General features: G+C 52.7%; 20 protein-coding genes. 3 read left to right on the top strand and 17 right to left on the bottom strand.

The features are described from left to right. Positions 1 to 5: 5 nt before the first annotated feature. The 7 genes from ACLQ7H_RS08890 to ACLQ7H_RS08860 all read right to left on the bottom strand — a co-directional run bounded on the left by ACLQ7H_RS08890 (position 6) and on the right by ACLQ7H_RS08860 (position 9,820). Positions 6 to 4,142, bottom strand: a complete 4,137-nt coding sequence (locus ACLQ7H_RS08890; RefSeq protein WP_411752343.1) for an RHS repeat-associated core domain-containing protein — start codon at positions 4,140 to 4,142, stop codon at positions 6 to 8. Positions 4,143 to 4,164: 22 nt separating this feature from the next. Then, positions 4,165 to 4,299, bottom strand: a complete 135-nt coding sequence (locus ACLQ7H_RS08885) for a hypothetical protein (protein WP_411752342.1) — start codon at positions 4,297 to 4,299, stop codon at positions 4,165 to 4,167. Beyond that, a complete protein-coding gene (locus ACLQ7H_RS08880; RefSeq protein WP_411752341.1) occupies positions 4,296 to 5,885 on the bottom strand; it encodes a tetratricopeptide repeat protein in 1,590 nt (529 codons plus the stop codon). The genes ACLQ7H_RS08885 and ACLQ7H_RS08880 overlap by 4 nt, the downstream gene beginning before the upstream one ends. A 16-nt stretch (positions 5,886 to 5,901) precedes the next feature. Continuing rightward, on the bottom strand, positions 5,902 to 8,151 hold the full coding sequence (locus ACLQ7H_RS08875) for a type VI secretion system Vgr family protein (protein WP_411752340.1): 2,250 nt from the start codon (positions 8,149 to 8,151) through the stop codon (positions 5,902 to 5,904). A 620-nt stretch (positions 8,152 to 8,771) separates the two neighbouring features. Continuing rightward, complete coding sequence (locus ACLQ7H_RS08870; RefSeq protein ID WP_411752353.1) at positions 8,772 to 9,083, bottom strand: tyrosine-type recombinase/integrase; 312 nt, start codon at positions 9,081 to 9,083, stop codon at positions 8,772 to 8,774. A 234-nt stretch (positions 9,084 to 9,317) separates the two neighbouring features. After that, the gene (locus tag ACLQ7H_RS08865; protein WP_411752339.1) at positions 9,318 to 9,554 is read right to left on the bottom strand and encodes a hypothetical protein; all 237 of its coding nucleotides are present in this window, start codon (positions 9,552 to 9,554) and stop codon (positions 9,318 to 9,320) included. Continuing rightward, entirely contained in the window at positions 9,524 to 9,820 is a 297-nt protein-coding gene (locus ACLQ7H_RS08860) for an Arm DNA-binding domain-containing protein (protein WP_411752338.1), read from the bottom strand. Before ACLQ7H_RS08860 ends, ACLQ7H_RS08865 begins: the two co-directional genes overlap by 31 nt. A gap of 168 nt (positions 9,821 to 9,988) precedes the next feature. On the opposite strand from ACLQ7H_RS08860, the gene yfcG reads away from it, so the two are divergent. The 3 genes from yfcG (at position 9,989) to ACLQ7H_RS08845 (ending at position 12,084) form a co-directional block, all read left to right on the top strand. Next, complete coding sequence (gene yfcG, locus ACLQ7H_RS08855; RefSeq protein ID WP_411752337.1) at positions 9,989 to 10,618, top strand: GSH-dependent disulfide bond oxidoreductase; 630 nt, start codon at positions 9,989 to 9,991, stop codon at positions 10,616 to 10,618. A gap of 156 nt (positions 10,619 to 10,774) precedes the next feature. After that, a complete protein-coding gene (gene folX, locus ACLQ7H_RS08850) occupies positions 10,775 to 11,152 on the top strand; it encodes a dihydroneopterin triphosphate 2'-epimerase (protein ID WP_411752336.1) in 378 nt (125 codons plus the stop codon). Positions 11,153 to 11,178: 26 nt separating this feature from the next. Then, on the top strand, positions 11,179 to 12,084 hold the full coding sequence (locus tag ACLQ7H_RS08845) for a TIGR01777 family oxidoreductase (protein WP_411752335.1): 906 nt from the start codon (positions 11,179 to 11,181) through the stop codon (positions 12,082 to 12,084). A 92-nt stretch (positions 12,085 to 12,176) separates the two neighbouring features. Here the strand turns inward: ACLQ7H_RS08845 and ACLQ7H_RS08840 are convergent, their stop codons facing one another. The 10 genes from ACLQ7H_RS08840 to folC form a co-directional block, all read right to left on the bottom strand. Continuing rightward, positions 12,177 to 13,337: a fimbrial protein gene (locus tag ACLQ7H_RS08840; RefSeq protein ID WP_411752334.1), complete on the bottom strand. Its 1,161-nt coding sequence runs from the start codon at positions 13,335 to 13,337 to the stop codon at positions 12,177 to 12,179. 1,036 nt (positions 13,338 to 14,373) lie between these two features. After that, the gene (hisP, locus tag ACLQ7H_RS08835; protein ID WP_411752333.1) at positions 14,374 to 15,147 is read right to left on the bottom strand and encodes a histidine ABC transporter ATP-binding protein HisP; all 774 of its coding nucleotides are present in this window, start codon (positions 15,145 to 15,147) and stop codon (positions 14,374 to 14,376) included. Positions 15,148 to 15,163: 16 nt separating this feature from the next. Further along, positions 15,164 to 15,871 carry an ABC transporter permease gene (locus ACLQ7H_RS08830; protein WP_024485209.1) on the bottom strand — a complete coding sequence of 236 codons (708 nt, stop codon included), beginning with the start codon at positions 15,869 to 15,871 and terminating at the stop codon, positions 15,164 to 15,166. Further along, the gene (locus ACLQ7H_RS08825; protein ID WP_261287805.1) at positions 15,868 to 16,554 is read right to left on the bottom strand and encodes a histidine ABC transporter permease HisQ; all 687 of its coding nucleotides are present in this window, start codon (positions 16,552 to 16,554) and stop codon (positions 15,868 to 15,870) included. The genes ACLQ7H_RS08830 and ACLQ7H_RS08825 overlap by 4 nt, the downstream gene beginning before the upstream one ends. A 97-nt stretch (positions 16,555 to 16,651) precedes the next feature. Further along, positions 16,652 to 17,434: a histidine ABC transporter substrate-binding protein HisJ gene (gene hisJ, locus ACLQ7H_RS08820; RefSeq protein WP_024485210.1), complete on the bottom strand. Its 783-nt coding sequence runs from the start codon at positions 17,432 to 17,434 to the stop codon at positions 16,652 to 16,654. Positions 17,435 to 17,731: 297 nt separating this feature from the next. Beyond that, positions 17,732 to 18,304 carry a UbiX family flavin prenyltransferase gene (locus ACLQ7H_RS08815; protein ID WP_071684061.1) on the bottom strand — a complete coding sequence of 191 codons (573 nt, stop codon included), beginning with the start codon at positions 18,302 to 18,304 and terminating at the stop codon, positions 17,732 to 17,734. 147 nt (positions 18,305 to 18,451) lie between these two features. Continuing rightward, entirely contained in the window at positions 18,452 to 19,969 is a 1,518-nt protein-coding gene (purF, locus tag ACLQ7H_RS08810; RefSeq protein ID WP_411752332.1) for an amidophosphoribosyltransferase, read from the bottom strand. 21 nt (positions 19,970 to 19,990) lie between these two features. After that, entirely contained in the window at positions 19,991 to 20,491 is a 501-nt protein-coding gene (cvpA, locus tag ACLQ7H_RS08805; RefSeq protein WP_411752331.1) for a colicin V production protein, read from the bottom strand. Positions 20,492 to 21,072: 581 nt separating this feature from the next. Next, positions 21,073 to 21,804 carry a cell division protein DedD gene (gene dedD, locus ACLQ7H_RS08800; protein ID WP_411752330.1) on the bottom strand — a complete coding sequence of 244 codons (732 nt, stop codon included), beginning with the start codon at positions 21,802 to 21,804 and terminating at the stop codon, positions 21,073 to 21,075. After that, on the bottom strand, positions 21,805 to 22,874 hold a 1,070-nt coding region (gene folC / locus ACLQ7H_RS08795), incomplete at its 5' end, for a bifunctional tetrahydrofolate synthase/dihydrofolate synthase (protein ID WP_411752329.1).

Raw genomic sequence — 22,874 nt, 5'->3', positions numbered from 1 at the left:
CACACCTATTGAAGAATATTTATTTTCACGCCAGGGAACATATCTCCAAATTGCCTAATGACCCCTTGGCATGAATCACATATTGGCAACTCAGAAAACAGATTGATAGTACCTTTAGAGTCAGGTGTTATTTTACTCCCAATATGCTCTAATATTTTAGCTTCTGAATCAAAGGCTCGTGGATGGGAAACAGTCGTTGTTGTGAATAAACGGTTATTTGGATCAGGAATATCAACAAACCCTGGAATAGACCCTCTACCACTGACAGCATCAGCAACTCCTGATACTCCATCAATATCATAATTAGAAGTTGCTATATTCCTTCCTTTGCCAATTCCTCCAGGTTTTCCGCCTAAATTACTGCGATGTTCCGCCGCTCGTGTAACAGCACAACCTGATAATCCAAGTGGATCTATCCATGTAAGAGGGTTTTTAACGTAGGCATACAGGTTCACCCCCCCCGCCAGCCCTATCGGGTCTTGGCTGATAAACGCGGCGCTCTGCGGATCATAATACCGATAACGGTTGTAATGTAAACCACTCTCTTTATCGTAATATTGCCCCTGGAACCGCAGCGGGTTCTCGATGGTATTGGCACGTTGCGGACCGGGTTCGCCCCATACGCTATGCTGCTGATGCCAGACCAGCGTACCCTGAACATCGATCAGCCTTATCGGCGCGCCGTTCGGGTCGCATTCATACCAGTAGCTGGCACGGTCAGCCGTTTCCTCGGTCATCAGCGCCAAAGGCTGATAACTGCCCGGCAGATAGACGTACTCCCTGACGGTGGGCAGCAGTTGTTTTATCTGCTGCTTGCGCTGATGTGGGGCCTGGAGGTCATACACTGATGCCGATTCAGGCAGCGAGGTTTCAGACCGGGCTTCGCCAATCAAGTGGTTGCCCTGCCAAAAAAACACCCGGTTGTCTTTCGTTCCCTGCTTGGTGACACGCCTCCCCAAGCCATCGTAGCCGTAGTGGGTCACGGTGCCGTGTTGGTGCATCTGGATAAGCTGGTTCTCCGCATCCCAGACCAGGTCTTGCCTGCTGTCCGGCAGGCTCAGGTTCCGGCGCTGGCGCAGGTTGCCCGCCCGGTCATAGATATAACGGGTCGCCCCGCGCATCCCCTCCCGGAACCAGCCGCCGGGTGCATCGCTGACCGACCTGACGGTGGTTGCCATGTGGTTGCCCGCCGCGTCAGTGATAAAGTGCAGGACAGTGCCGTCAGACTGTGTTGCGGCCAGCAGTTTCCCCATGGGGTCATACGTGAAGCGGCTGGAACCGTCCAGGCTGTCCTGCCGTTCGGTGATATTGCTCTCCCTGTCCCAGCGGTACTGGGTATTGAACAGAGGCTGCTCACCGTGCATTAACGACTGTGAGGTCAATCGGTGGTGGGTGTCATAATGAAACGCCTTGACCAGCGACTCATTCAGGCTCAGTTGGGCCAGACGGCCACAGGCATCCCACCCGAGGGTGGCTGGTTCATCCTGATTCAGTTGGAGCCGTGCAGTCTGGCCAATGGCGTTGTAGCCCCAACTGACCTGATGGCCGGCGCTGCTAGCCCTTTGGAAGTACTGGCCCTGTGTGTTGTACTGGTGTTCTAGGCGAAAACCATCCTGAATTTCTGCCCGGACACGCCCGGTGGCATCGTATTCCCATGACAATTTGCGGTGCGCATTGTCACACTGCGTCAACAGCCCGCGCCGGTCATAGTCATATCGAGTCAGTGGTATGTCGCCGGTTTCCGGCAGCTTCTCCGTCAGCGCGCCATCTGGGTTGTACCGATAGCGCAGCACCTGGCCGAGCGGGTCCGTGCGTCTGACCAGCAGACCATCGGGGGAATAGGCGTAATGGGTACTCTGTCCCCAGTAATCCCGTTCTTCCACAATCAACCCGAGGGCGTTACGCACCAGCGTCCAGCGCTGTCTGGCCGGGTTGCTCACCCCGACAAGCCGCTCTTCGGTGTCATAGTGGTAGCGGACTTCGTGGCCGTCTGGTGTGACACAGCGAGACAGCACCCCGGTGCCACTGTATTCCAGGCGGGTTTCCCGGCCACTGTCGTCCTGATACAGCACCGGCTGGTCTTCCCGGTCCCAACTGATACGCAGGGTCATCAGCCCCTGGCGCTGCTGTGCCACCAGGCGGTTTTTCCGGTCGTGGAAGGAACGGGTGACAACGCCGTTACTGTCCGTCATTGTGATGATATTCCCCATGTCATCATGCTCAAACTGCTGGGGCGTGACACCTGGCGACGTGAACGTGCGGACAAAGCCCCATTCATCATAGCGGGCCAGCGGGCCCGGCAGATCCGCCGTGCGGCTTTCTATCAACTGGCCGTAGTCATCGTAGCGGTAGTGCTGTTCCAGGCCGGTCGGGTCGGTTGCCTTCAGCAGATTGCCATGAGCGTCATAGGCATAGTGCCAGACGTGTCCCTCGCCGTCGGTCCGGTGAGTGAGGCGGCCTGCCGGGTCACGGGTGAAGGTTTCACGGTGGCTGGCGGGCGAAATCTCTGCTGTCATCTGGCCGTAGTCGTCATATTCCCACCGCCATACTGCCCCGGAGGAGAGGGACACCTGGACGGGCAGGCCGGTCTCGTTGTACAGGAAGGTAGTGATGTGGCCTAACGGGTCGGTTTCACTGACCGGCAGTCCATCGCTGCTGAAACGGATACGGGAAGTATTGCCTAGAGAATCCGTGACCTCGGCTTCATTGAGGAGGTCATGCCAGACAAAGCGGTAGTCATAAAGCCCCTGGTCCCCCCAGGCATGGACAACGCGCCACTGGTCATCGTAATCGTAATAAAATGACAGCCCGATCCGGTCGGTATGCGCGGTCATATACCCCTGACGGTAGCGGTAATGCCGGGGGCACCCTTCCGCATCGGTTTCCTGGCGCAGGTAACCCGCCTCGTCATAATCGTACCGGGTCAGTGGACGGTAACGTTTGTCATGTGGGGCCCGGAAAGCCAGGGCGCGTAGCGTCCCCTGGGCAGTTTCGGCGTGTATCTCCCGGCCTGTGGGGCCACGGTGAGTGACCTCCCGGATGCAGGTGAGCTCCTCTTGTTCGTTGCGGATAAACTGCCAGCCGTTGCCCGCCCCATCACCGAGGGCGCTGATGGGGTACTCCCGCACCGAGGCAGCAAAGGTCGGCGGTGTGGTGAACTGGTAGCGAACCTGCTCATCATCGCTGACCGTCCAGGTCACTGTTCCGTTGTCATTCTCCGTATACCAGAGGCGGCCCGCAGGGAAAACGGGTACCGCATGCGCTTCGCCGGGGAGAACGGGCCGTTCGGCGAACACGCTCAGTCCCCCGGCAGAGCGGAAAAATCCGACGCCCTGGTCAGCGTGCCAGCTCAGGGTGGTGTCTGCCGGTGTCAACCAACGTGGCCCGCATACCCCTGGCATCTCCTCGCCGGATGAACGATAAACGCGCATCCAGACCAGTGGGAATCGCCCCGCCAGGGAAAAATCCTGGTGCTCTACATAAACGCTGCCGTCGCGGATATCCACTGGCTCGGCGCGGAACACCTTACATTTCCAGAACCCCGAGTCCATGTTTTTGAACAGCTTCTGTCGTACCCCCTTGAATTTGTCCATCGCTTTTTTGTAGAGGTTGCTTTTCTGAAAGCGTTTAAAACCCTTGAAAAAGGCTTTTATCCCCAGCGCAACCCAATTGACGGTCAACGGGCCACCAACAATGACATTATTGGGGATGGCGACGTTAAAGGTCAGGGGCATTTCCAGCGATTTGGGTTTGACCTTGAATTTCTTGCGGGCGCGAAACGGCGGGAACATCCCCACCACGTTGCAGCTCAGGGCCGGGACGCCGATGCGGCTGAACGGGTCGCCATCGGCAGAAACGGTCTGGCTGCCCATGAACAGTTCATCCTCGCCCATCGGGCCCATGGGGAAACCCTGCGGGGGTAACCAGGCACCGGCCACGGGGATATGCAGGCACTTGCCGCCGGTGCCTGCGGTGGTGCGTTTGCGCCCGTTTACATCAATGGTACCGCCAATAATCGGCAGGTAATCGGGGATATCGAAAACAATGCCGATATGCGGCGTGGGTAGGGGAACCGGGCAGGTCAGATAGAAATGCAAATCAATGCCCAACTGCGGGTCAAAGTGTGAACTGGCATGAGCCATACGTGCGTCTCCCCCGGCCTGTTTAGAACAGCGCTCTTAACAACTCGCGCATGAAGGCACGTGGGCCTGAGGTGCTTTCAGCATCGGTAAAGCAAAACCACAGGATAATCACCAGAGCAGCGATAATGGTGATAAGGTATTTCGAAGAGGTTTTCATACTGCTCCAGCGTTTTGGTGGCGGGTGATAAAATTGTTCACGATCTCTTCTTCTCCTGGACTCAGATAATCTGGTAGCGCCTCCCAGTTTCCGGGGGCGTCATCAAACGGGTGTGCAATATCAGGGACTCCTGCCCAGTACGGATGCAGCAATTGACGGGCCAGCAGAGTCACCTCCTGAAACGGGATATTCCCCTGCCTGATAATCTGCTCCCGGTTGGCGCGTATATGGTTAAATGCCACCGTCAGTTTCTTGTTGAGCAGTGAGTCCAGAGTATCAATCTCGTCCGCATTGGCCGGTGAAGACAGTTGTTCTGACAGACGCTCCGTCTCCTGAATAATGGCGCTTTTCTTCTTCAGCCACTCATCAGCACAGTCGGTCAGTGCCTGAGTACGATCCCTGTCGTGAAAGAGCAGTAAATCCTGAAACAGAAAGGGTAACGAGGTCATCTGCCGGGAATTTGCTGGCAGAGGCCGGGCAAACTTTATGGCTTGGGCAAAGTAGTGAGAGGCATTTTCGATGTTTTTTGCCATCAGTTGGCAGTGTCCGGCCATGCGCCAGCCTTCAATGGTCAGCCAGCTGTTACCGGCTTCTTCAGCGTGTCCTGCCCCGGTAGCATATTGAACCGTGGCTTCGGGATAGTCCCTGTCGGCATAATGCGCCGCGGCAAGGCTGAACCTGGACTGTGTCAGTAGCGTGAGGCGCAGCGCTTTTTCCGGAATGCGCCCCGCAGCGTTGACCGCTTCCCGGTAAGCGCAAATAGCCTGTTTAGGCTCGCCGTGTTTAAGATGGCTTCCTGCAATCATGTTCTGAACCACCGTACACTGCGCATGCCACTGTTTTTCTGTTGCCAGAGACAGCGCCCTGTGTGCACGGTCAGCTACCTGTTGTGCCGTGCCGCGTTCGAGCAGAATAAAAATGTCCAACAGCAGTGAACGGAACCGTTGACTGTCCGGATCACCGCCACCCGGTTGCTGATGCAGCGTGTCTTTCATAAGGCTGAAGACGTTGGCAGGGCAGGTGATGAGCAGGCTCCGCTCTTTGTTACTGTCAATGAGTGGCTGCCAGGCTGGATTTTCATGAGTATCGCAAAGTACCAGCAACAGCCTGTCGGGGAGTAGGGAAACCGCCTGTTGCAGCCAGCGCATCCAGGCGGTGTCATCACTGACAGATTCAGGGTTGAGCACGATAACAAAGCGACCAAAAAGTGCCCGATGATGTCGGATAAAGTCGGCAAAAACAGCAAACAGCGCCGGGCTGTGAGCGGTCGCTTTCTGTTCGGGTATCCAGGGGGGAACAGGAAGCTCGCTGGCACCTGCCCGACTGGTCAGCTCTTGGTACAGGCTAAGGCAGTAATCGTAACCCGTCAGGAAAGGTGATGAAAAAGTGGCAAAAAGGTCATTGATGCCGTGAGCGCCGGGCTGTTCTTCCTGAAAAGCCAGTAAGGCATGAGTCAGATCTGCCGTGTCTGCGCGGCTTCTGAACACGACAAGACTGCCTTTCTCACGCTTGTCCGTGGTGGAGTGCCAACGTTCTGCGAGTTCGGAAACCTGCCGCATAACCGGATTGTCTGCTGGTGATACCATCCTGCTCTCCTTGCACTCAGGCATTCAGTTTGATTTTTGTACCGTTAACCGCAACCCCAGAGGCATCAATCTTAATCACGGAGCCCCCGGCTTGGATCTCTATGCTGCTACCGTCAATAACAATGGCGCTGCCGTTCACTGAAAGCGTGATTTTCTCTGAGGCCGAATCCGTCATGCTACCCACGGTGATGCGCTCATCCTTGCCGGTGACATGGAGGTTTCGCCCGGCAGAGATGGTGGTTTCCTGATAACCGGTAACGGTGGTTTCCTGCCCCTCGTGGTATTTTTCAGTGAGTTTCCCGTCGACGGTGACAAATTGTTTCCCGACCACTTTGGTGGTCTGGTTGCCATCAACGGTGAGTTTCTGTCTACCGGTGACATGCAGGGTTTCATTCGCCTGTACGCTGTGCTTGCGGTCCTGCATAACGGTCTGAGTTTGTTTACCCTCAACCGTGATGAACTGATTGTTTTTTGTCGTCAGGGTGTGAACATCAGTGATGGTTTCGGTACGCGTCCCGGTGATGCTTAAGGTTTCGTTACCTTTGACGGTTTCCGTTCGGCTACCGTCGACGGAAACGGTCTCGTTACCCTTGATGGTTTCCGTCCGGTTGCCGTTAATGGTGACCGTTTCATTTCCCTTCACCCGGTGGTCACGGTCAGCCTCAACGGTGTGGCTTTCGTTGGCACCGACGGTGGCAGTGAGGTTATTCCCGACGGCATGGGTCGCGTCGTTTTTAACCTCGGTATCCATGTTGCGGTGAGCGTTAATCCAGACCTGTTCGCCACCGGCTTTGTCCTCAAAACGCAGGCCGTTGCCGGTGTCCTTGCCACCATCCTTGGAGCGACTGAAGAATCCCATCTGTGTGGCTGCCGCAGGCAGTTCCCACGGCGGCATATTGGCTTCATTGTAAACTCTGCCCAGCACGACAGGGCGATCAGGATCACCGTTGATGAAATCTACTATCACTTCATCATTCACCCGGGGTATCTGTATCCCTCCGTAACCCTGTCCGGCCCAGGGAGAGGCGACGCGTATCCAACAGGAACCGGTATCATCCCCTGGGCCGTCAGTGTCCCAATGGAACCTGACCTTAATGCGCCCGTACTTGTCAGTCCAGATGGATTCTCCCGCAGGGCCGACCACCCTGGCGGTTTGTGGTCCCTGGGTACGGGGCCATGAGGCGGTACGCGCTGGACGAAACGGCACTTTGGTGGGAATGACCGTAAACGTAACGGAATGAAAGCCCCCTTTGCCTCCGCTGGTATAAACGTTCTCCTGAATATTCACTGCGGACGAGATGATAAAATATTCTTTATTCTGCTCCGGTGAAGGATGGGCGGCCAGGGTAAAGGTGTAGCCTGTGGTGATCCCCCCCGCGCTTCCCGTGCCCGTTATCATCTCATGCTCAATCTGCCAGCGTTCCTGACGCAGGTGGGCATAATGCTCCGCATCATTTTTCTCCACCAGGCGTCCTGGCCACTCGTAAACAGGGATGCTGCCCGGTTGATGCGCCACCGGATTTTGTACAGACTGAAGCAATTGTGCATAGGGTTTGCGGAAATCGTAGTCATCAATGATGCTGATACCCGGCGTGGTTTGACAGTTGACTGTCCAGCCACGGATGCCCTCACGTTTCGTGGTACTGCCTGAAGGGGTAGGAACCCACGAGATGGTTTCATAACCCGAAACCGGCTGTGAATACGGGCTGTCCGACAACACCAATGTATGGCTGTTTTTCTCATGGCGGAACCACCAGAATATCCCTTCATGTTCCAGCATGCGGCAAATAAAGTTAAAAGAGGACTCACCGTACTGCACGCAGTAACCCCATGAGCGGTAACTGCCCGACAAACGGATTTCCGGCGTGATACCGAAACGTTCACACACGTCTTTGACAATTTCCGGAGCGGTTTTTTCCTGATAGATTCGGAATTTCCGGTCCAGTTTCATTGGCCACAAAACGGATTCAGCGGTGAGGATGTATTGCTGATACTGGGTGCCTTTCAGTTCCGTGGTGGTCTGGCTGATATGGGTGATAAACCCGTTGATATACCGTGGTTCGCTACTGTGTTGAAGCGGGATTTCTAGGGTGATGGTTTTGCCGAGAAGTATTTTCAGGGTTGCTAGCGGTATCTGACTCAGCAACGTGATGGTATAGATGAAAGATGAGGAAAGGGATTCGGTGCCTTCGACAGCGTAAAACAGTAAAGTCTGCCCTTCTTCGGGAAGGTGAGCAATAACCCTGGGCTGAGAAAAATCGTCCATGAAATCCTCTGTCTGTTGTACTCATAAAATGCAGGGAACCGCCCCCTGATAGCATCTAATCCGTCACGAACAGGAACTACCGACAAAACAAGTCAGAAAAACCAGGCTTCGCCGTATTTCCGTCTGCGACAAGCCACTCTCCATAATTCACTATACGGCGAAGAGTTTCTTCCAGCCAATGTATTCATCACTGACTCAAATTTTATATGACAATACAGGAACAATTTATCACTTATGAATCACTATTTCAAAAAAAAGGTTAACCATTCGGTGGTAGCAAAATTGTTCCAGCCATATCCTCTTTAAGAAACAGTATAAGCTAAAGGTTAACCTACTCTTGAGCCTCTACTCAGAGTTCTATTCGAAGATACGCACAACAAATAGGGCAATCTGACTGGTTGCGTGCAAGCCAGTGGCTCCTTTGAAGGGAGATTCATAAACTGGGAGGAATATAAGCCATTAATCACTTTTACTCAGTCAAAGTATCGAGATAATCAGCCCATTTTTGCAGCCAGACCTTACACTCTGCCTCGTAGCTATAAATATCATAGGTGCCTTCGATACCTTTGCGGGAATGGCCTAAACGGCCTCGGCGACTTAACTGGGGCATCCAAGACGAGCTAAGCCAGTACGGTTCGGCGTAGGTCGTGTGGCGTCCAAGGCGGGATATCGATCATTCTATTAAGTTCGCGTAAGCGGTGTGAATCTTTATTAAGAAAATACTGGGTAATCGGTTTACTGGTTCTCCGCGAGGTAAAAAAGTAATGAGTCGAAGAGTCTCGAAGTGATTTAAGAAAGTCGATTGCTTGCTTTGATAGCTGAATATGCCTTTCGCTACCTGTTTTAGTCTCTTTCAGGTGAATGGTGCCTTTTTGGAGATCAACATTTCCCCAAGCCAATGCACAAATCTCACCCGTGCGACACCCGGTCAATAGTGTCAACAGTAAAACGTTTTTAACATTAGGTGGAAAGCTAGAATTAGGCAACCAATCGCGCCTCTGCGCCAATTCACTTTCTGATAAAACGCGCTTGCCAGGTCTTCACTTTCGCTTGAGAAATACTTGCTTTTGCCAGTGATGCAGGATCGGTAAAGTTCTCATCTAATTTACCAAGGCCGAGAGCAAATTCATAGGCAGCACACTACCAGCCAACACGTTTGCCCCACGTTAAACCGCAGCCATAACAAGTTCAATCACATCTTTACGTGTCACATCCTGAGCAGCCCGATCATCTACTTTCTCAACAACATCTTTTGTCAGGGTTCTTCTCGTAGCATACTGGCTTGTTGAGTTCCTAGCCCCCAAGATAATCTTCCCATCTTTCCCATGACGATCTTCAATGCGTTCGGTCAGGTGCAATTCGACTAAATCTTTTACCGTGAAGACGGCCTGCTGCGTAGCCAACTCGGCTTGCTGTTTGTGATTTTTTCAGCTTTTAGTTCGCTCGCAGGACATCGGCCTTCATTTATTACCAGCTTGAGCATTTGCAATTCAGCACGACCCTGGGCTAGGGTGATATTGGGGAAATGGCCGATTTTGACTTGGGTAAGTTTGTGAGTGATGGGGCTGGTGTAGCGGTAGAAGAAAGTTTTAATGCCGGTAGCGCCGCAGGTGATCCTTAACCCACGATTTTCACTAGTATCAGCTTTGTCAGAGCAGCCGGGTTTCATTGCTTCAATGGCTTTAATTGACAGTGGTTTTTAGTAGGATTTGGTGAGACAACAAGAAACAACATCACATAATAAAATTGTTATAAAACAGCATGTTGATTCACAATAACCGTTGAGCACACAACCTTAAATCACTTTGTAATGGTAAATTATAAGGAGTATTATCATATGATTGATCTGTATTACGCACCGACTCCCAATGGGCACAAAATTACCCTGTTTTTGGAGGAGGTTGGTTTACCTTTTCGTATCCATCGCGTAAATATCAGTGCTGGCGATCAATTCACACCAGCGTTTCTGGCCATCTCCCCCAACAACAAAATCCCAGCCATCGTCGATCAACAACCCGTTGACGGTGGGGCCCCAATCAGCCTGTTTGAATCGGGCGAGATCCTGCTCTATCTGGCAGAGAAAACCGGCAAACTGCTCAGCAAAGGGGTTAGCGAACGGGCAGCAACGCTGCAATGGTTATTTTGGCAGGTCGCCGGATTTGGGCCGATGCTCGGGCAAAATCATCACTTCAATCACTATGCACCGCAGCCCGTCCCCTACGCGATAGAACGCTACCAGCAGGAAACCAAACGCCTGTATGGCGTGCTGGAAACCGAGTTGCAACGGCACCCTTACCTGGGCGGCGACAACTACAGCATTGCCGATATTGCGACTTATCCCTGGGTAGTGTCTCATCCGCGCCAGCGCATCGATCTGGCGGATTATCCGGCGGTGCGTAACTGGTTTGAACGCATCCGCAACCGCCCGGCAACGGAACGCGCCTACCAACTGGCAGATCAAGCCTAACGCTGCCTCCCCCTCTCTTGCATCGTGTACACATCGGAGAGGGGAAACCGGTGTGATCTCCCCCGCGTTGCTCTCTTTAAGCGTCTGGCTACATTACCTTTTCTTCACTTTCCGTGTATTCTGAGTACAAACAATCAGACCTCCGGAGAATCTCTGATGCCATGCCTGCAACCCGATGCCATTATCCGTATTAAAAACCTGCGGTTACGCACCTTCATCGGTATCAAGGAAGAAGAAATCAACAACCGTCAGGACATTCTGATTAACGTGGCGATCCACTACCCGGCAGACAAGGCGCGTAATAGCGAAGACATTAGCGACGCCCTCAACTATCGCACCATCACCAAGGCGATCATTCGCCATATCGAAGACAACCGTTTCGCGCTGCTGGAAAAATTAACTCAGGATGTGCTCGACATAGTGAAACAACATCCATGGGTAACCTATGCTGAAGTAGAGATAGATAAATTGCTGGCCCTACGTTATGCCGACTCGGTTTCCATGACTATGAGTTACCGACGGGAAACCGCTTAGCACTCACCCTACCAGGGAGGTCGACCATGAAGATCCTGATTACCGGCGCGACGGGGTTGATCGGCAGTAGCCTGACCAGGCAACTGCTGCACCTTTCGCATGATCTCACGCTGTTGACGCGCAACGTCGCCAAGGCACGGGATAAGTTCGGCGACCGGCTCAGCTACTGGCCTTCACTTGATGAGCAACGCTCTCTGGACGGCTTTGATGCCGTGATCAACCTGGCGGGTGAGCCCATCGCCGACAAACGCTGGAGCAAAGCGCAGAAAGAACTGCTGTGCCGCAGCCGTTGGGACTTGACCGAACGGCTAGCCATGCTGATCGCCGCCAGCCATACGCCACCTTCGGTACTGATTTCCGGCTCGGCGGTCGGTTATTATGGCGATCAGGGCCAGGCGGTGGTAACGGAAGAAGAACCTCCGCACGATGAATTTACCCACCAACTGTGCCAACGCTGGGAGGCTCTGGCCCTACGGGCGCAAAGTAGCTACACCCGCGTTTGCCTGCTGCGTACCGGCGTTGTCTTGTCGCCCAAAGGGGGAGCGCTGGCGAAGATGCTACCGCCATTCCGTATGGGCTTAGGCGGGCCGATCGGCAATGGCCGCCAATATCTGCCCTGGATCCATATCGACGATATGGTCAATGCCATTATTTACCTGTTGGACAATCCTCCACTGCGTGGGCCATTCAATATGGTGGCACCTTATCCGGTGCATAATGAACAGTTCACCGCCACCCTGGCCAAGGTGCTGGATCGCCCGGCGTTTCTTCGTGCGCCAGCCTTTGCCATGCGGTTACTGATGGGTGAAGCGGCGGTGTTGGTACTGGGTGGACAGCGGGCGGTGCCGAGACGGTTGGAAGAGGCAGAATTTGTTTTCCGTTTCTTTGAGCTGGAACAGGCGTTGGATGATGTGATCAATCAGCAAGCTTGACCCCTCACCCCAACCCTCTCCAACAGGGAGAGGGAGTTGTTAGCCCCTGCTCTTTTGGAAGTAAAAGAGGTTATCTCAGCGAACTTGATGGATTAGTAATAGTTGATCGTAAACACCACTTTGCCATTTGCCTTGCCCGGCGTAGGGGTCGCAGTCGTTTGAATATAACGGGCAGCCAGGGGAACGCGAATTGTCGAATTACCGTCTTTCGGTAGCATCATTGATTGCTCCGCGGCAAGGTTAAACAGCGTTGGCGTTTGGCTGCTCTCCCCCCAACCTAATTGTATCCCTACGCCTGAGGCTGCCCCAGCGATCGTTGGGTCGATAGCCATAACGCCATTGGCGGCATCCAGCACTTCGGTGGTCGGCGTCAGACGTACCCCAATACTGTTATTGGTCGATGATGTAACAGGAGTTAAACCTGTATTGAAATTTATCATCTTCGCAGGGTTGCTCTGATTATAAAAACCGTAGAATGTCGGGCAATTAGTCAGGGTAATTGAAGCATCAACCCAAGGAGTGGTGGAATTTATCGCTGTAAAGTAGTCATGTATTTCGTAAGACCCCAAGGTAACAGCGACATCAGGGGTAGCGCAGGTTTGTGTTGATACGGTCAAGTTTCCCTGAAACGTAACGTTATTGAGTCTAAGAGGTAATCCTTGGATAGGGCTGGCGAAACGTGAATTCAATATATCATCACTGGCGGTGGGGAAACTCGATGCCTCAATCGTGTAACTTCCTGGCGTCAACGAGCCGATTTTGATCAGTGAAACGTAGCGTGTTGAACTGCTTAACGTGGCGAAACTCCCACCATCACCGATCTCGATATCCTCATCACGATATCCCGGGGTCCCCACTACGGCTGCAGAGCGATCGTTGTAGCGCGATATAGCAACGCCAATCCCAGGAATATTGGTGTTATACACGGCCCCGGCAAATGGCCCAGTATTTAGCCCACTGAGTCCAAGAGGGGCATGAACAATACTGACAGCCCAGTTATAGTAAGCTGGGGGTTGATCGATCAAACACAGCATATAGGAGGGAGTATTCGTCCAAGCACCCTGATAAATAATGGTACCCACAGGAATATCTGCACCGGCTGAAATTACCCCAGGGTTCAGTGGCACAATCAAGGATACGGTGCTTGAGCCTTGATCAAATTCACACGATTGCACAGCCCATCCACTGTGGCTAAATGTTGTTAACAATCCCGCACCGAACAAAGTCAAAATATTTTTTATCGATAACCCCATGATATTGCCTTCCCTTTTCAACTAGGTCCTACCGGCCAGAAAAGTCATTGGTGAGGCTGGGCCTATTTATGTTCTTTGAGCGTAGGCATCAGTATAGTCCACAATACAGGTAATCACTCTCCGGTTGCTCTGCTCTTGCGTTCCGTAGACATTAGGTAGTCCATTCTTGCCTATTGATGAATTCTGATAAGAATAAAAATTAACCAGCCATTCTATTCAACCTACGCCAAAAATTAAAATCATCTATTTCATGACTTGATTAACATTCAATTTACTTTAAAAAATAAACCCTTGTTTAATAAAATGATTATATTAGGTATGATATCTTATTATTACGAGCAGGCTAGAGCATCTGGTATCTGATAAGACAACCTGACTGACGCCTTGAATAGCGAATAGATAATTTCACCAAAACAACAAATAACAACTATCCCGTTGCCGATACCATTATATAATTAACCACCTCAATGGCAACTCATTAAAAATGACAACTCTTCAAGCTATAAAACACAAAAAATAGAATTTAAATCCAAATTAAATGGATGTAACAACATTTAAACCCAAATTTAATTGCAAAGCTATTTATTTAAGCCGAACTTGTTCCGAATAATTTATCAGCATGATATATTTTAAATTCAATATTTACAGTTAAAAAACCCAACAAAATATAAATAACCATTAATATCAAAAGGTTAAGTAAATCACTTTATATAAGATTTTTCTATGATAGGAAGGTAAAGAAATGTCATTAACAAATCACTTGCTATTTCATGTTAGCCGATGGTTAATCGGTTATATAATATTTTTAACAGATACATCTCTAAGAAAAATCTTTGCCCCATCTTTAATGAGATAAATAAAATTCATTTTATAAATATCTCTCGATAAACAAAACTTAGCTATATCCACGTATCAACTCTTAACCGCTCTAGATAAATAGCATGCTAAGCATATGATTTAAAACAGAAATACGGATCAGTTCAGGCAGGAGAGATAATTATCCCCTCTCTCGGTAGAGGGGATAGGAGAGAAATGCCTACTTAAGCACCCCAGAAAGGAACTGTTGCAAACGCGGGCTTTTAGGGTTGCCAAACAACTCCGCAGGTGGCCCCTGTTCTTCAATCAGCCCCTGATGCAGGAAAATGACGTGGCTGGAGACATGGCGTGCAAACTCCATTTCGTGCGTCACCACCACCATGGTTTTCCCCTCTTCCGCCAATTTCTGCATAATGCGCAGCACTTCACCCACCAGTTCAGGATCCAGCGCCGAAGTCGGCTCATCAAACAGCAGCACTTCCGGCTCCATTGCCAACGCCCGGGCAATAGAAACACGTTGCTGTTGCCCGCCGGAGAGGTGCACCGGGTATTTGATTTGCGCCCGCGCATCAATGCCGACCTTATCCAGATAGCGCACCGCCCGTTCGCGCGCCTCGGCCTTGCTCAGCCCCAATACCTGGATCGGAGCTTCCATCACGTTCTCCAACACCGTCATATGGCTCCACAGGTTGAAATGCTGGAACACCATGGTCAGGCGGGTACGCAGCAGCTGCAGCTGTTTCTTGTCGACAACTCTTAGCTGGCCATCCTTGTCGCGCACCATGCGAATATTTTCATTGTTCAGGCTGATAGCGCCTTCGCTGGGCTTTTCCAGGAAATTGATGCAACGCAGAAAGGTACTTTTACCGGATCCTGAAGAACCGATAATGCTAATTACATCGCCCGCATTGGCCGCCAGGGAGACCCCTTTCAGTACTTCATGGTCACCATAACGCTTGTGCAGTTCGGTGACGGCTAATTTTTGTTCAGGCATGGTGGATCCCCGTCATTCATCGATGAGTTACGTGTGCCATCCAGCGTTTTTCTGCCCTGCGGAACAGGCTGATCAACGTATAGGAGATAATCAGATACAGCACGGCCGCAATGCCAAAGGCATAAAACGGCTGGTAGGTCGCCGCGTTGATATCGCGGGCCACTTTCAACAGGTCCGGCACCGTGGCGGTAAAGGCCAGCGCGGTCGAATGCAGCATCAGAATCACTTCATTGCTGTACGCCGGTAATGCCGAGCGCAGCGCCGAAGGCAAAATAATACAGCGATACAGTTTAAAGCTGGAAAACCCATAGGCCCTGGCCGCTTCAATTTCCCCATGCGGCACCGAACGAATGGCTCCGGCGAAAATCTCCGTGGTGTAGGCACAGGTATTCAGCGTTAGCGCCAAAATGGTGCAGTTTAATCCGCTGCGGAAAAACGCATTGAGCAGTTCGGTACCCCGCACGATCTCCAGGCTGTACATGCCGGAATAAAACACCAACAGTTGTACGTACAGCGGCGTACCGCGGAAAACATAGGTATACAACCACACCGGGTAGCGTACCCAGCGGGTGGAAGAAACACGAGCTACCGCCATTGGGATAGCCAGCAGCCCGCCCATGACCACCGAGGAGATCAGCAGCCACAGCGTCACCGCCACACCGGTATAGCGATAGCCATCGGTCCACAGCAGTTGTTGCCAATACTGATGCAGGATATCGATCATAGTTCGGCCCTTTTGACGCCCAGTGAATAACGCCGCTCAAGCCACAGCAACACGCCGTTGGAAATCGTGGTGAACAACAGATACACCAAGCCTGCGACAATGGCATAGAAGAAAGGCTGATAGGTGCCCTTTCCTGCCAGCTGCGTGGCCTTTACCAGATCGTTGAGTCCAAGAATGGAGACCAAGGCCGTCGCCTTGAGGATCACCTGCCAGTTGTTGCCGATGCCAGGTAACGCAAAGCGCATCATGGCCGGAAACAGAATGCGGCGGAAAATCTGCGAGTTGGAAAAACCGAAGGCGGTAGCCGCCTCGATCTGACCACGAGGCACCGCCAGGTAGGCTCCCCGGAAGGTTTCGGTAAAATAGGCTCCGTAGATAAAGCCCAGAGTAATAATGCCGGCCCCCAGCGGATCGATATTAATCTGTGAGAAGCCAATAAACTCCGTCACGCTGTTGAGGGCAATTTGCAGACCGTAGAAGATCAACAGCATCAACACCAGATCGGGCACGCCACGGATCAAGGTGGTATAGGCACCAAAGATCGTGGAAATAACAGGGTTTTGCGAAAGTTTACCGCCAGCGCCGATCAAACCAATTACCACCGCCAGCAATACGGAGCTAAGGGCCAGCTCCAGCGTCACCAGAGCCCCCTCAAATATCAGTTGGGAGTAACCTTGTAGCATTTACGTCACCCTGTCGTCATTGAGCACGTCGTGACACTCCAGCCAGAACAGGCCCGGAAAACCGGGCCTGTTGTCATAGCCAAGTACCCGACAGGAATTAGCCGCCGTAGACGTCAAAGTCGAAGTATTTTTTCGCGAACTTATCGTAGGTGCCGTCTTTGCGCATTTCGGCAAAGGCTTTATCCAGTGCCGCTTTCAGCTCGGTTTCATCCTTGCGCAGGCCCATACCGGTGCCGACACCAAAGAATTTATCGTCCTTCACCGACTCACCGGCAAACTCGTACTCTTTGCCTGGAGGCTGTTTCAGGAAGCCTTCGCTCGCGGCGACTTCATCCTGAAACGCTGCGTCAATACGCCCGGAAGCCAGATCCGCATACACCAGATCCTGATTCTGGTAAGGCACCACGGTCACGCCTTTTGGCTGCCAGTTGGCGTTAGCAAAAGCTTCCTGGGTGGTACCCTGCAATACGCCGATGCTTTTGCCCTTCAGCGCATCGACGGTTGGCAGGATCTTGGAGCCTTTTGGTGCGATCAGGCGTGAGTTGGCCGCAAACAGCTTGTCGGTGAAAGCAATTTCCTGCTGACGTTTTTCGGTAATGGACAGAGAAGAGATGATAGCGTCGATTTTCTTCGCTTTCAGGGAGGGGATCAGCGCATCAAAGTCGCTTTCCACAAAGATACACTTGGTATTTATGCGTTTGCACAGCTCGGTGGCCAAATCGATATCGAAGCCAACCAGCTGACCCTGCGCATTTTTCGACTCAAACGGCGCATAGGTGGGATCGGTACCGATTTTCAGCGTGGAAGGTAATGCGGCAAATGCACTGCTAACCGCGCTCAAAGCCAAAACTAAAGGGAGAACTTTAACAAGCTTTTTCATAATTACCCTCAAATGGATATTTTTGCCGATGCCACTAAGGGCATTACTTTCATCACACACAGGATTTGCAGTAATCATGCCACTTTGTCGTTTGCGAGCGCGGGGAACGGCCACGCTCTGTTCAAACCTCTTCCCAGAGACAATGAACGACAAAATGAACGGCAAACTAGGGCTTCGCCATGGAAAACCTACAAGATACTGAAACAGAGTGCATGGGGAAGCAGGATCATTATGATGCATCAATCGCACTAAATCAGTGCGATGTTGCACAAATGTATAAATTTGAGGGTGGATTAGTTAATTAATGCCTTGCCAACGCGTGAAGAGATCTTGCGGCAGTTCGATGTCAAACTGGTCGATAACCCGATTAACGGTCTGATCGATAATATCGTCAACGGTTTGCGGCCGATGGTAGAAGGCCGGTACCGGCGGCATAATCACCGCCCCCATCTCCGCCGCCTGGGTCATTAGCCGCAAATGGCCCAGATGCAACGGCGTTTCACGCACGCAAAGCACCAGTGGCCGACGCTCTTTGAGCACCACATCGGCGGCGCGAGTCAGCAGCCCATCGCTGTAACTGTTGACGATGCCAGATAACGTTTTGATTGAGCATGGCAAAATCACCATCCCCATGGTTTTGAACGATCCGGAGGAAATGCTGGCGGCAATATCACGCGCATCGTGCACCACATCGGCCAAGGCCTGAACGTCACGCAGGCTCAGCGAGGTTTCCAACGCCAGCGTCTGGCGTGCCGCGTTGCTCATTACCAGATGGGTTTCCACCTCTTCTACACCACGCAGCACCTGCAATAAGCGCACGCCGTAGATAGCGCCGCTGGCGCCGGAAATACCGATAATGAGTCTTTTCATCAAGCTGGCCTTTGTCGGGAAATATGCCGTAAGGATAGCCGAAGAGGGGTAGGTTTGGCAGCAACCTTCGTAGATTCAAGGTGGGAATAAGACAATGCACCGTAACCAACGCTACGGTGCACCGTTTTGGTGAGGCTCGTGGGCGCGTTAGCCCTCGTTATGCATTTCCAGATTTTCTGCTTCCGTCTGGCCGCGCAACGCTTTGGCATCGTCATTACGCAGCGTTTCCAGATATTCCAGATAGCTCTGGTCAACGTCTTTGGTCACGTAGATGCCGTTAAACACCGAGCATTCGAACTGGGCGATGTCCGGGTTCTCTTCGCGTACTGCGGCGATCAGGTCGTCCAGATCCTGGAAAATCAGGCCGTCGGCACCAATAATCTGGCGGATTTCGTCCACTTCACGCCCATGGGCAATCAGTTCCGTCGCGCTCGGCATATCAATACCATACACGTTAGGGAAGCGGATCTCCGGGGCAGCAGAAGCCAGATAAACCCGTTTGGCCCCGGCGTCACGCGCCATCTCCACGATCTGTTCTGAAGTGGTACCACGGACGATGGAGTCATCAACCAGCAGCACGTTCTTATCGCGGAATTCGGCACGATTGGCGTTCAGCTTGCGGCGTACCGACTTACGGCGAGCCTGCTGGCCCGGCATGATGAAGGTGCGGCCAACATAGCGATTCTTGACGAAGCCCTGGCGATACGGCTTATCCAGAATACGGGCAATCTCCAGCGCGATATCGCAAGAGGTTTCCGGGATCGGGATCACCGCATCGATATCCAGATCTTCCCATTCACGCGCAATCTTCTCACCCAATTTCTGCCCCATACGCACGCGGGCGCTGTAGACGGAGATCTTGTCCATAAAGGAGTCAGGACGGGCAAAATAGACATACTCGAACAGGCAAGGATTGGTTTTTGGGTTCTCCGCGCACTGGCGAGTGAACAACTGGCCTTTTTCGGTGATATACACCGCTTCGCCCGGTGCCACATCGCGCAGGAAGTCGAAGCCCAAGGTATCCAGCGCCACGCTCTCGGAGGCGACCATGTACTCACAGCGGCCATCTTCCAGCTCACGTTTGCCAATCACCAGCGGGCGAATACCGTTGGGATCGCGGAACGCTACCAGACCGTGGCCGATGATCATGGCAACGCAGGCGTAAGCGCCGCGCAGTTGCTGATGCATCGCGGCAACGGCGGTAAAAATGTTGTCGGACTCCAGAGGATAATGCGGGAAACGGTCAAGCTCGGTGGCCAGCACGTTCAGCAGGATCTCGGAATCGGAAGTGGTGTTGACATGACGGCGGCCACGTTCAAACAGCTGTTGGCGCAGTTCGTGGGCGTTGGTCAGGTTGCCGTTGTGTGCCAGCGTAATGCCGAACGGCGAGTTGACATAGAAAGGTTGAGCTTCTGAAGCGCTGGAGCTGCCAGCCGTTGGGTAACGCACATGACCGATGCCCATGTTGCCCTGCAGACGCAGCATATGGCGGGCTTCAAATACGTCTTTCACCAGACCATTTGCCTTGCGCAGGCGAAACCCATTATGGGCATCAATAGTGACGATGCCAGCGGCATCCTGTCCACGATGCTGGAGCACCATCAATGCATCATAAATCGACTGGTTTACCGGCATAAAACCGGCGATACCGACAATACCGCACATGTTGTCTTTTCCTCTAAGCCGCTACCGCCCCGGTAATTGGGTTGGTAAGAAACTCGACGTGCTTTGCAGATAGTCAAAGAACCATCTGATGATGTAACTGAACTGGGGGATCAGCTGTGACTGTTTCCAGTCCGCACTTTGCGACAGGCTGGTAAAGGTATCCAGGAAGAACAGTATCGCCGACACGATCAACACGCCGCGCAGTGCGCCGAAACACACGCCCAGCACCCGATCGGTGCCCGATAATCCGGTTTTCTCTACCAGTGACCCAATCACATAGTTAACAATAGCGCCCACAATCAGCGTTGCGATAAACAAAATGGCAATCGCAATGCCGTTACGTACCAGCTCATCTTCAAAACGGGTGAAGTAGGCTGCAAGGTATGGGTAGAAATGGCTGGCGACAAAGAACGCACATCCCCATGTCACAAGTGACAATGCTTCGCGAACAAAACCTCGGATCAGGCTCACCAGAGCCGAAAATCCAATCAACGCTATAATGACGTAATCAATCCAGACCATGAACTATTCCAATGATGAATCGCCCCTGCATCCAATCGCGGCGAATTCTAACAGAAAAAGAAAACGTTTGCGTAGCGGATTTCCCACCACGTAACAAATAAAAAACGGCGATGTTACCCTATGGATTTCAAGCTGCAGCTAGGCGACAAGCTATCTCATCCCCAGGAGCTTACGTTTAGTAAGTGACTGGGGTGAGATAGCGCAGGTAACAACGCTGCAGCTTGAAAGACGACGGGTATTAAAATTGCTAATCGCCGCGCCTACTTAGGATATCCGGCCCCTGAAAGGCACAATTTTAGTGGTGATTTGGCAATCCTCCTCCTTGAGCACTGTGGCGCCTCACCCTAAACCTCTCCCACAGGGTGAGGGGTTGGTGCGAGTCGCTGTGAGCTGCTGTGACACTACTCCAGTTCCCTCTTGATATTTTACAAGGGCATAGGAAAAACTACTGGCTTATACCCTATGGATTTCGATTTGTATCTAGGCGCCCAGCTATCTCATCCCCAGGAGCTTACTTTAGTAAGTGACTGGGGTGAGATAGTGCAGGTAACAACGCTGCAGCTTGAAAGACGACGGATATATCAACGCGCGCTATACGCCTTCACTTGCCCGCTCAACCCACTGATCCCATTCAGCTCCGCCAGTGAAGCCTGTAGCTTCTGCTTCGAGGCATCTGGGCCAACGTAGATGCGGGTGATTTCACCCTGAACCGGCGTGGATGGCACGGTATAAGCCCGGTGCCCAGACAGGCGCAGCGAAGCGACGATCTCATTGACCTTGGCGGCATTTTTCAACGCCCCCAGTTGCACCACGTAAGCCTGGCCAACCGGTGCCTTTTCTTCAACCGCAGGTTTGGTTTCAGGCTTCGGCTCCGGTTTCACTTCCGGCTTTGGCTCTACCTTTGGCGGTGGTGGCACGGGCTTAGGTTTCACTTCCACCGGTTTAGGTTCCACAGGCTTAGGTTTGGTTGGCTGAACCGGTTTGGTTTCGATGGGTGGCGGAGCAACAACCGCAGGCTGCTGCTGCGGTTGAGTAGTTTGATTAGCCGCCTGCTGGGCGGAAGCCTCGGCGGCGGCCTGTTGCTGCTCAACCAATGCGCCAGCCCCTTCAGGCGGCACAGAGGGTAGCGCCTGATTGGCCGGCGGGATCACGTCAATTTCATGAGCATCCCCCGGTTTGGGCACCAACGGGATCGCCGCAAACTCATCCTCATAATGCTTCTTTTTGCCGTCAAGCAACCCTGGCAGGATAATCACCCCCAGGGCAACCAAAATCACGGTTCCAACCAGTCGATTCTGAAATTTACTTGCCACTCACACTCCCCGCCTCTCGTCTAACGCCGCCATCACGTGGGCAACAGTGTGGAAAGACCCACAGACGATCACAATATCCTGAATATCCGCGTCCTGCATAGCCTGACGCCAGGCAGTTTCGACATCGGCAAACTTGCGTGGTTCCGTTAAATACTGTGCCAGCAACTCAACACTGGCCCCGCGCGGGCCTTCCAGCGGCGCGCAGTACCACTCGTCCACCTGTTCACTCAGGCAGGCCAGCGTACCGGCAATATCCTTGTCTGACAGCATACCCACCACAGCGCGCACTACACCACCCTTGCGCGGTAGCTTCGCCAGCCGTCCAGCCAGATAGGCCGCCGCGTGCGGGTTATGGGCAACATCCAGGATCAGCTGCGGGTTCTGCTGCACGATCTGAAATCGCCCTGGCAAAGCAGCCTGCTGCAAACCGGCAAAAATCGCCTTCTCGTCGATTTCCAGCGCCGAATAGTGCAACGCTGCCAATGCCGTCGCCGCATTCGCCAAGGGAACGTTAGGCATAGGGAGATCGGTCAGACGTGTGCCGCCCCCTTCCCATTGCCAGCGTTCGCCCTGTTCGCTGAATGACCAGGCTTCATCACGGCGATACAGCTGAGCGTTGAGATCTTCCGCTACCTGCCGAATGCTGTTTGGCATGTCCGGCTCACCAACCACTGCGGGCTTGCTGCCACGGAAAATTCCCGCCTTCTCGCGGCCAATACTTTCACGATCGTGGCCTAGCCAATCGGTGTGATCCAACGCAATGCTGGTCACCACGGCGACGCTTGGCTCGACGATATTGGTCGCGTCCAGACGCCCACCCAGGCCCACTTCCAGGATCACTACATCGAGCTTAGCCTGTTTAAACAGCTGTAATGCAGAAAGGGTGCCAAATTCGAAATAGGTCAGCGAGGTTTCCCCCCTGCCAGCTTCAATCGCGGCAAATGAGCGGCTGTGTTCAGCCTCACTCAGCTCTTCACCCTGTATGCGCACCCGTTCAGTATAACGCACCAGATGCGGTGAACTGTAAACCCCGACCCGTAGCCCGGCAGCCAGCAAAATGGCCTCTAACG

The organism is Serratia sp. (in: enterobacteria), from assembly GCF_046715635.1.
Classification (GTDB): Bacteria; Pseudomonadota; Gammaproteobacteria; order Enterobacterales; family Enterobacteriaceae; genus Chania.
This window is presented reverse-complemented; position numbering and strand designations above follow the sequence as displayed.

Excerpts from the sequence above, each read along its gene's own strand:
- ACLQ7H_RS08880 (WP_411752341.1), bottom strand. The coding sequence starts at position 5,885 with ATGGTATCACCAGCAGACAATCCGGTTATGCGGCAGGTTTCCGAACTC.
- ACLQ7H_RS08845 (WP_411752335.1), top strand. The coding sequence starts at position 11,179 with ATGAAGATCCTGATTACCGGCGCGACGGGGTTGATCGGCAGTAGCCTG.
- hisP (WP_411752333.1), bottom strand. The coding sequence starts at position 15,147 with ATGCCTGAACAAAAATTAGCCGTCACCGAACTGCACAAGCGTTATGGT.
- ACLQ7H_RS08885 (WP_411752342.1), bottom strand. The coding sequence starts at position 4,299 with ATGAAAACCTCTTCGAAATACCTTATCACCATTATCGCTGCTCTGGTG.
- ACLQ7H_RS08815 (WP_071684061.1), bottom strand. The coding sequence starts at position 18,304 with ATGAAAAGACTCATTATCGGTATTTCCGGCGCCAGCGGCGCTATCTAC.
- purF (WP_411752332.1), bottom strand. The coding sequence starts at position 19,969 with ATGTGCGGTATTGTCGGTATCGCCGGTTTTATGCCGGTAAACCAGTCG.
- ACLQ7H_RS08860 (WP_411752338.1), bottom strand. The coding sequence starts at position 9,820 with ATGAAACCCGGCTGCTCTGACAAAGCTGATACTAGTGAAAATCGTGGG.
- ACLQ7H_RS08840 (WP_411752334.1), bottom strand. The coding sequence starts at position 13,337 with ATGGGGTTATCGATAAAAAATATTTTGACTTTGTTCGGTGCGGGATTG.
- folX (WP_411752336.1), top strand. The coding sequence starts at position 10,775 with ATGCCATGCCTGCAACCCGATGCCATTATCCGTATTAAAAACCTGCGG.
- ACLQ7H_RS08875 (WP_411752340.1), bottom strand. The coding sequence starts at position 8,151 with ATGGACGATTTTTCTCAGCCCAGGGTTATTGCTCACCTTCCCGAAGAA.
- ACLQ7H_RS08890 (WP_411752343.1), bottom strand. The coding sequence starts at position 4,142 with ATGGCTCATGCCAGTTCACACTTTGACCCGCAGTTGGGCATTGATTTG.
- yfcG (WP_411752337.1), top strand. The coding sequence starts at position 9,989 with ATGATTGATCTGTATTACGCACCGACTCCCAATGGGCACAAAATTACC.
- cvpA (WP_411752331.1), bottom strand. The coding sequence starts at position 20,491 with ATGGTCTGGATTGATTACGTCATTATAGCGTTGATTGGATTTTCGGCT.
- hisJ (WP_024485210.1), bottom strand. The coding sequence starts at position 17,434 with ATGAAAAAGCTTGTTAAAGTTCTCCCTTTAGTTTTGGCTTTGAGCGCG.
- ACLQ7H_RS08825 (WP_261287805.1), bottom strand. The coding sequence starts at position 16,554 with ATGCTACAAGGTTACTCCCAACTGATATTTGAGGGGGCTCTGGTGACG.
- ACLQ7H_RS08830 (WP_024485209.1), bottom strand. The coding sequence starts at position 15,871 with ATGATCGATATCCTGCATCAGTATTGGCAACAACTGCTGTGGACCGAT.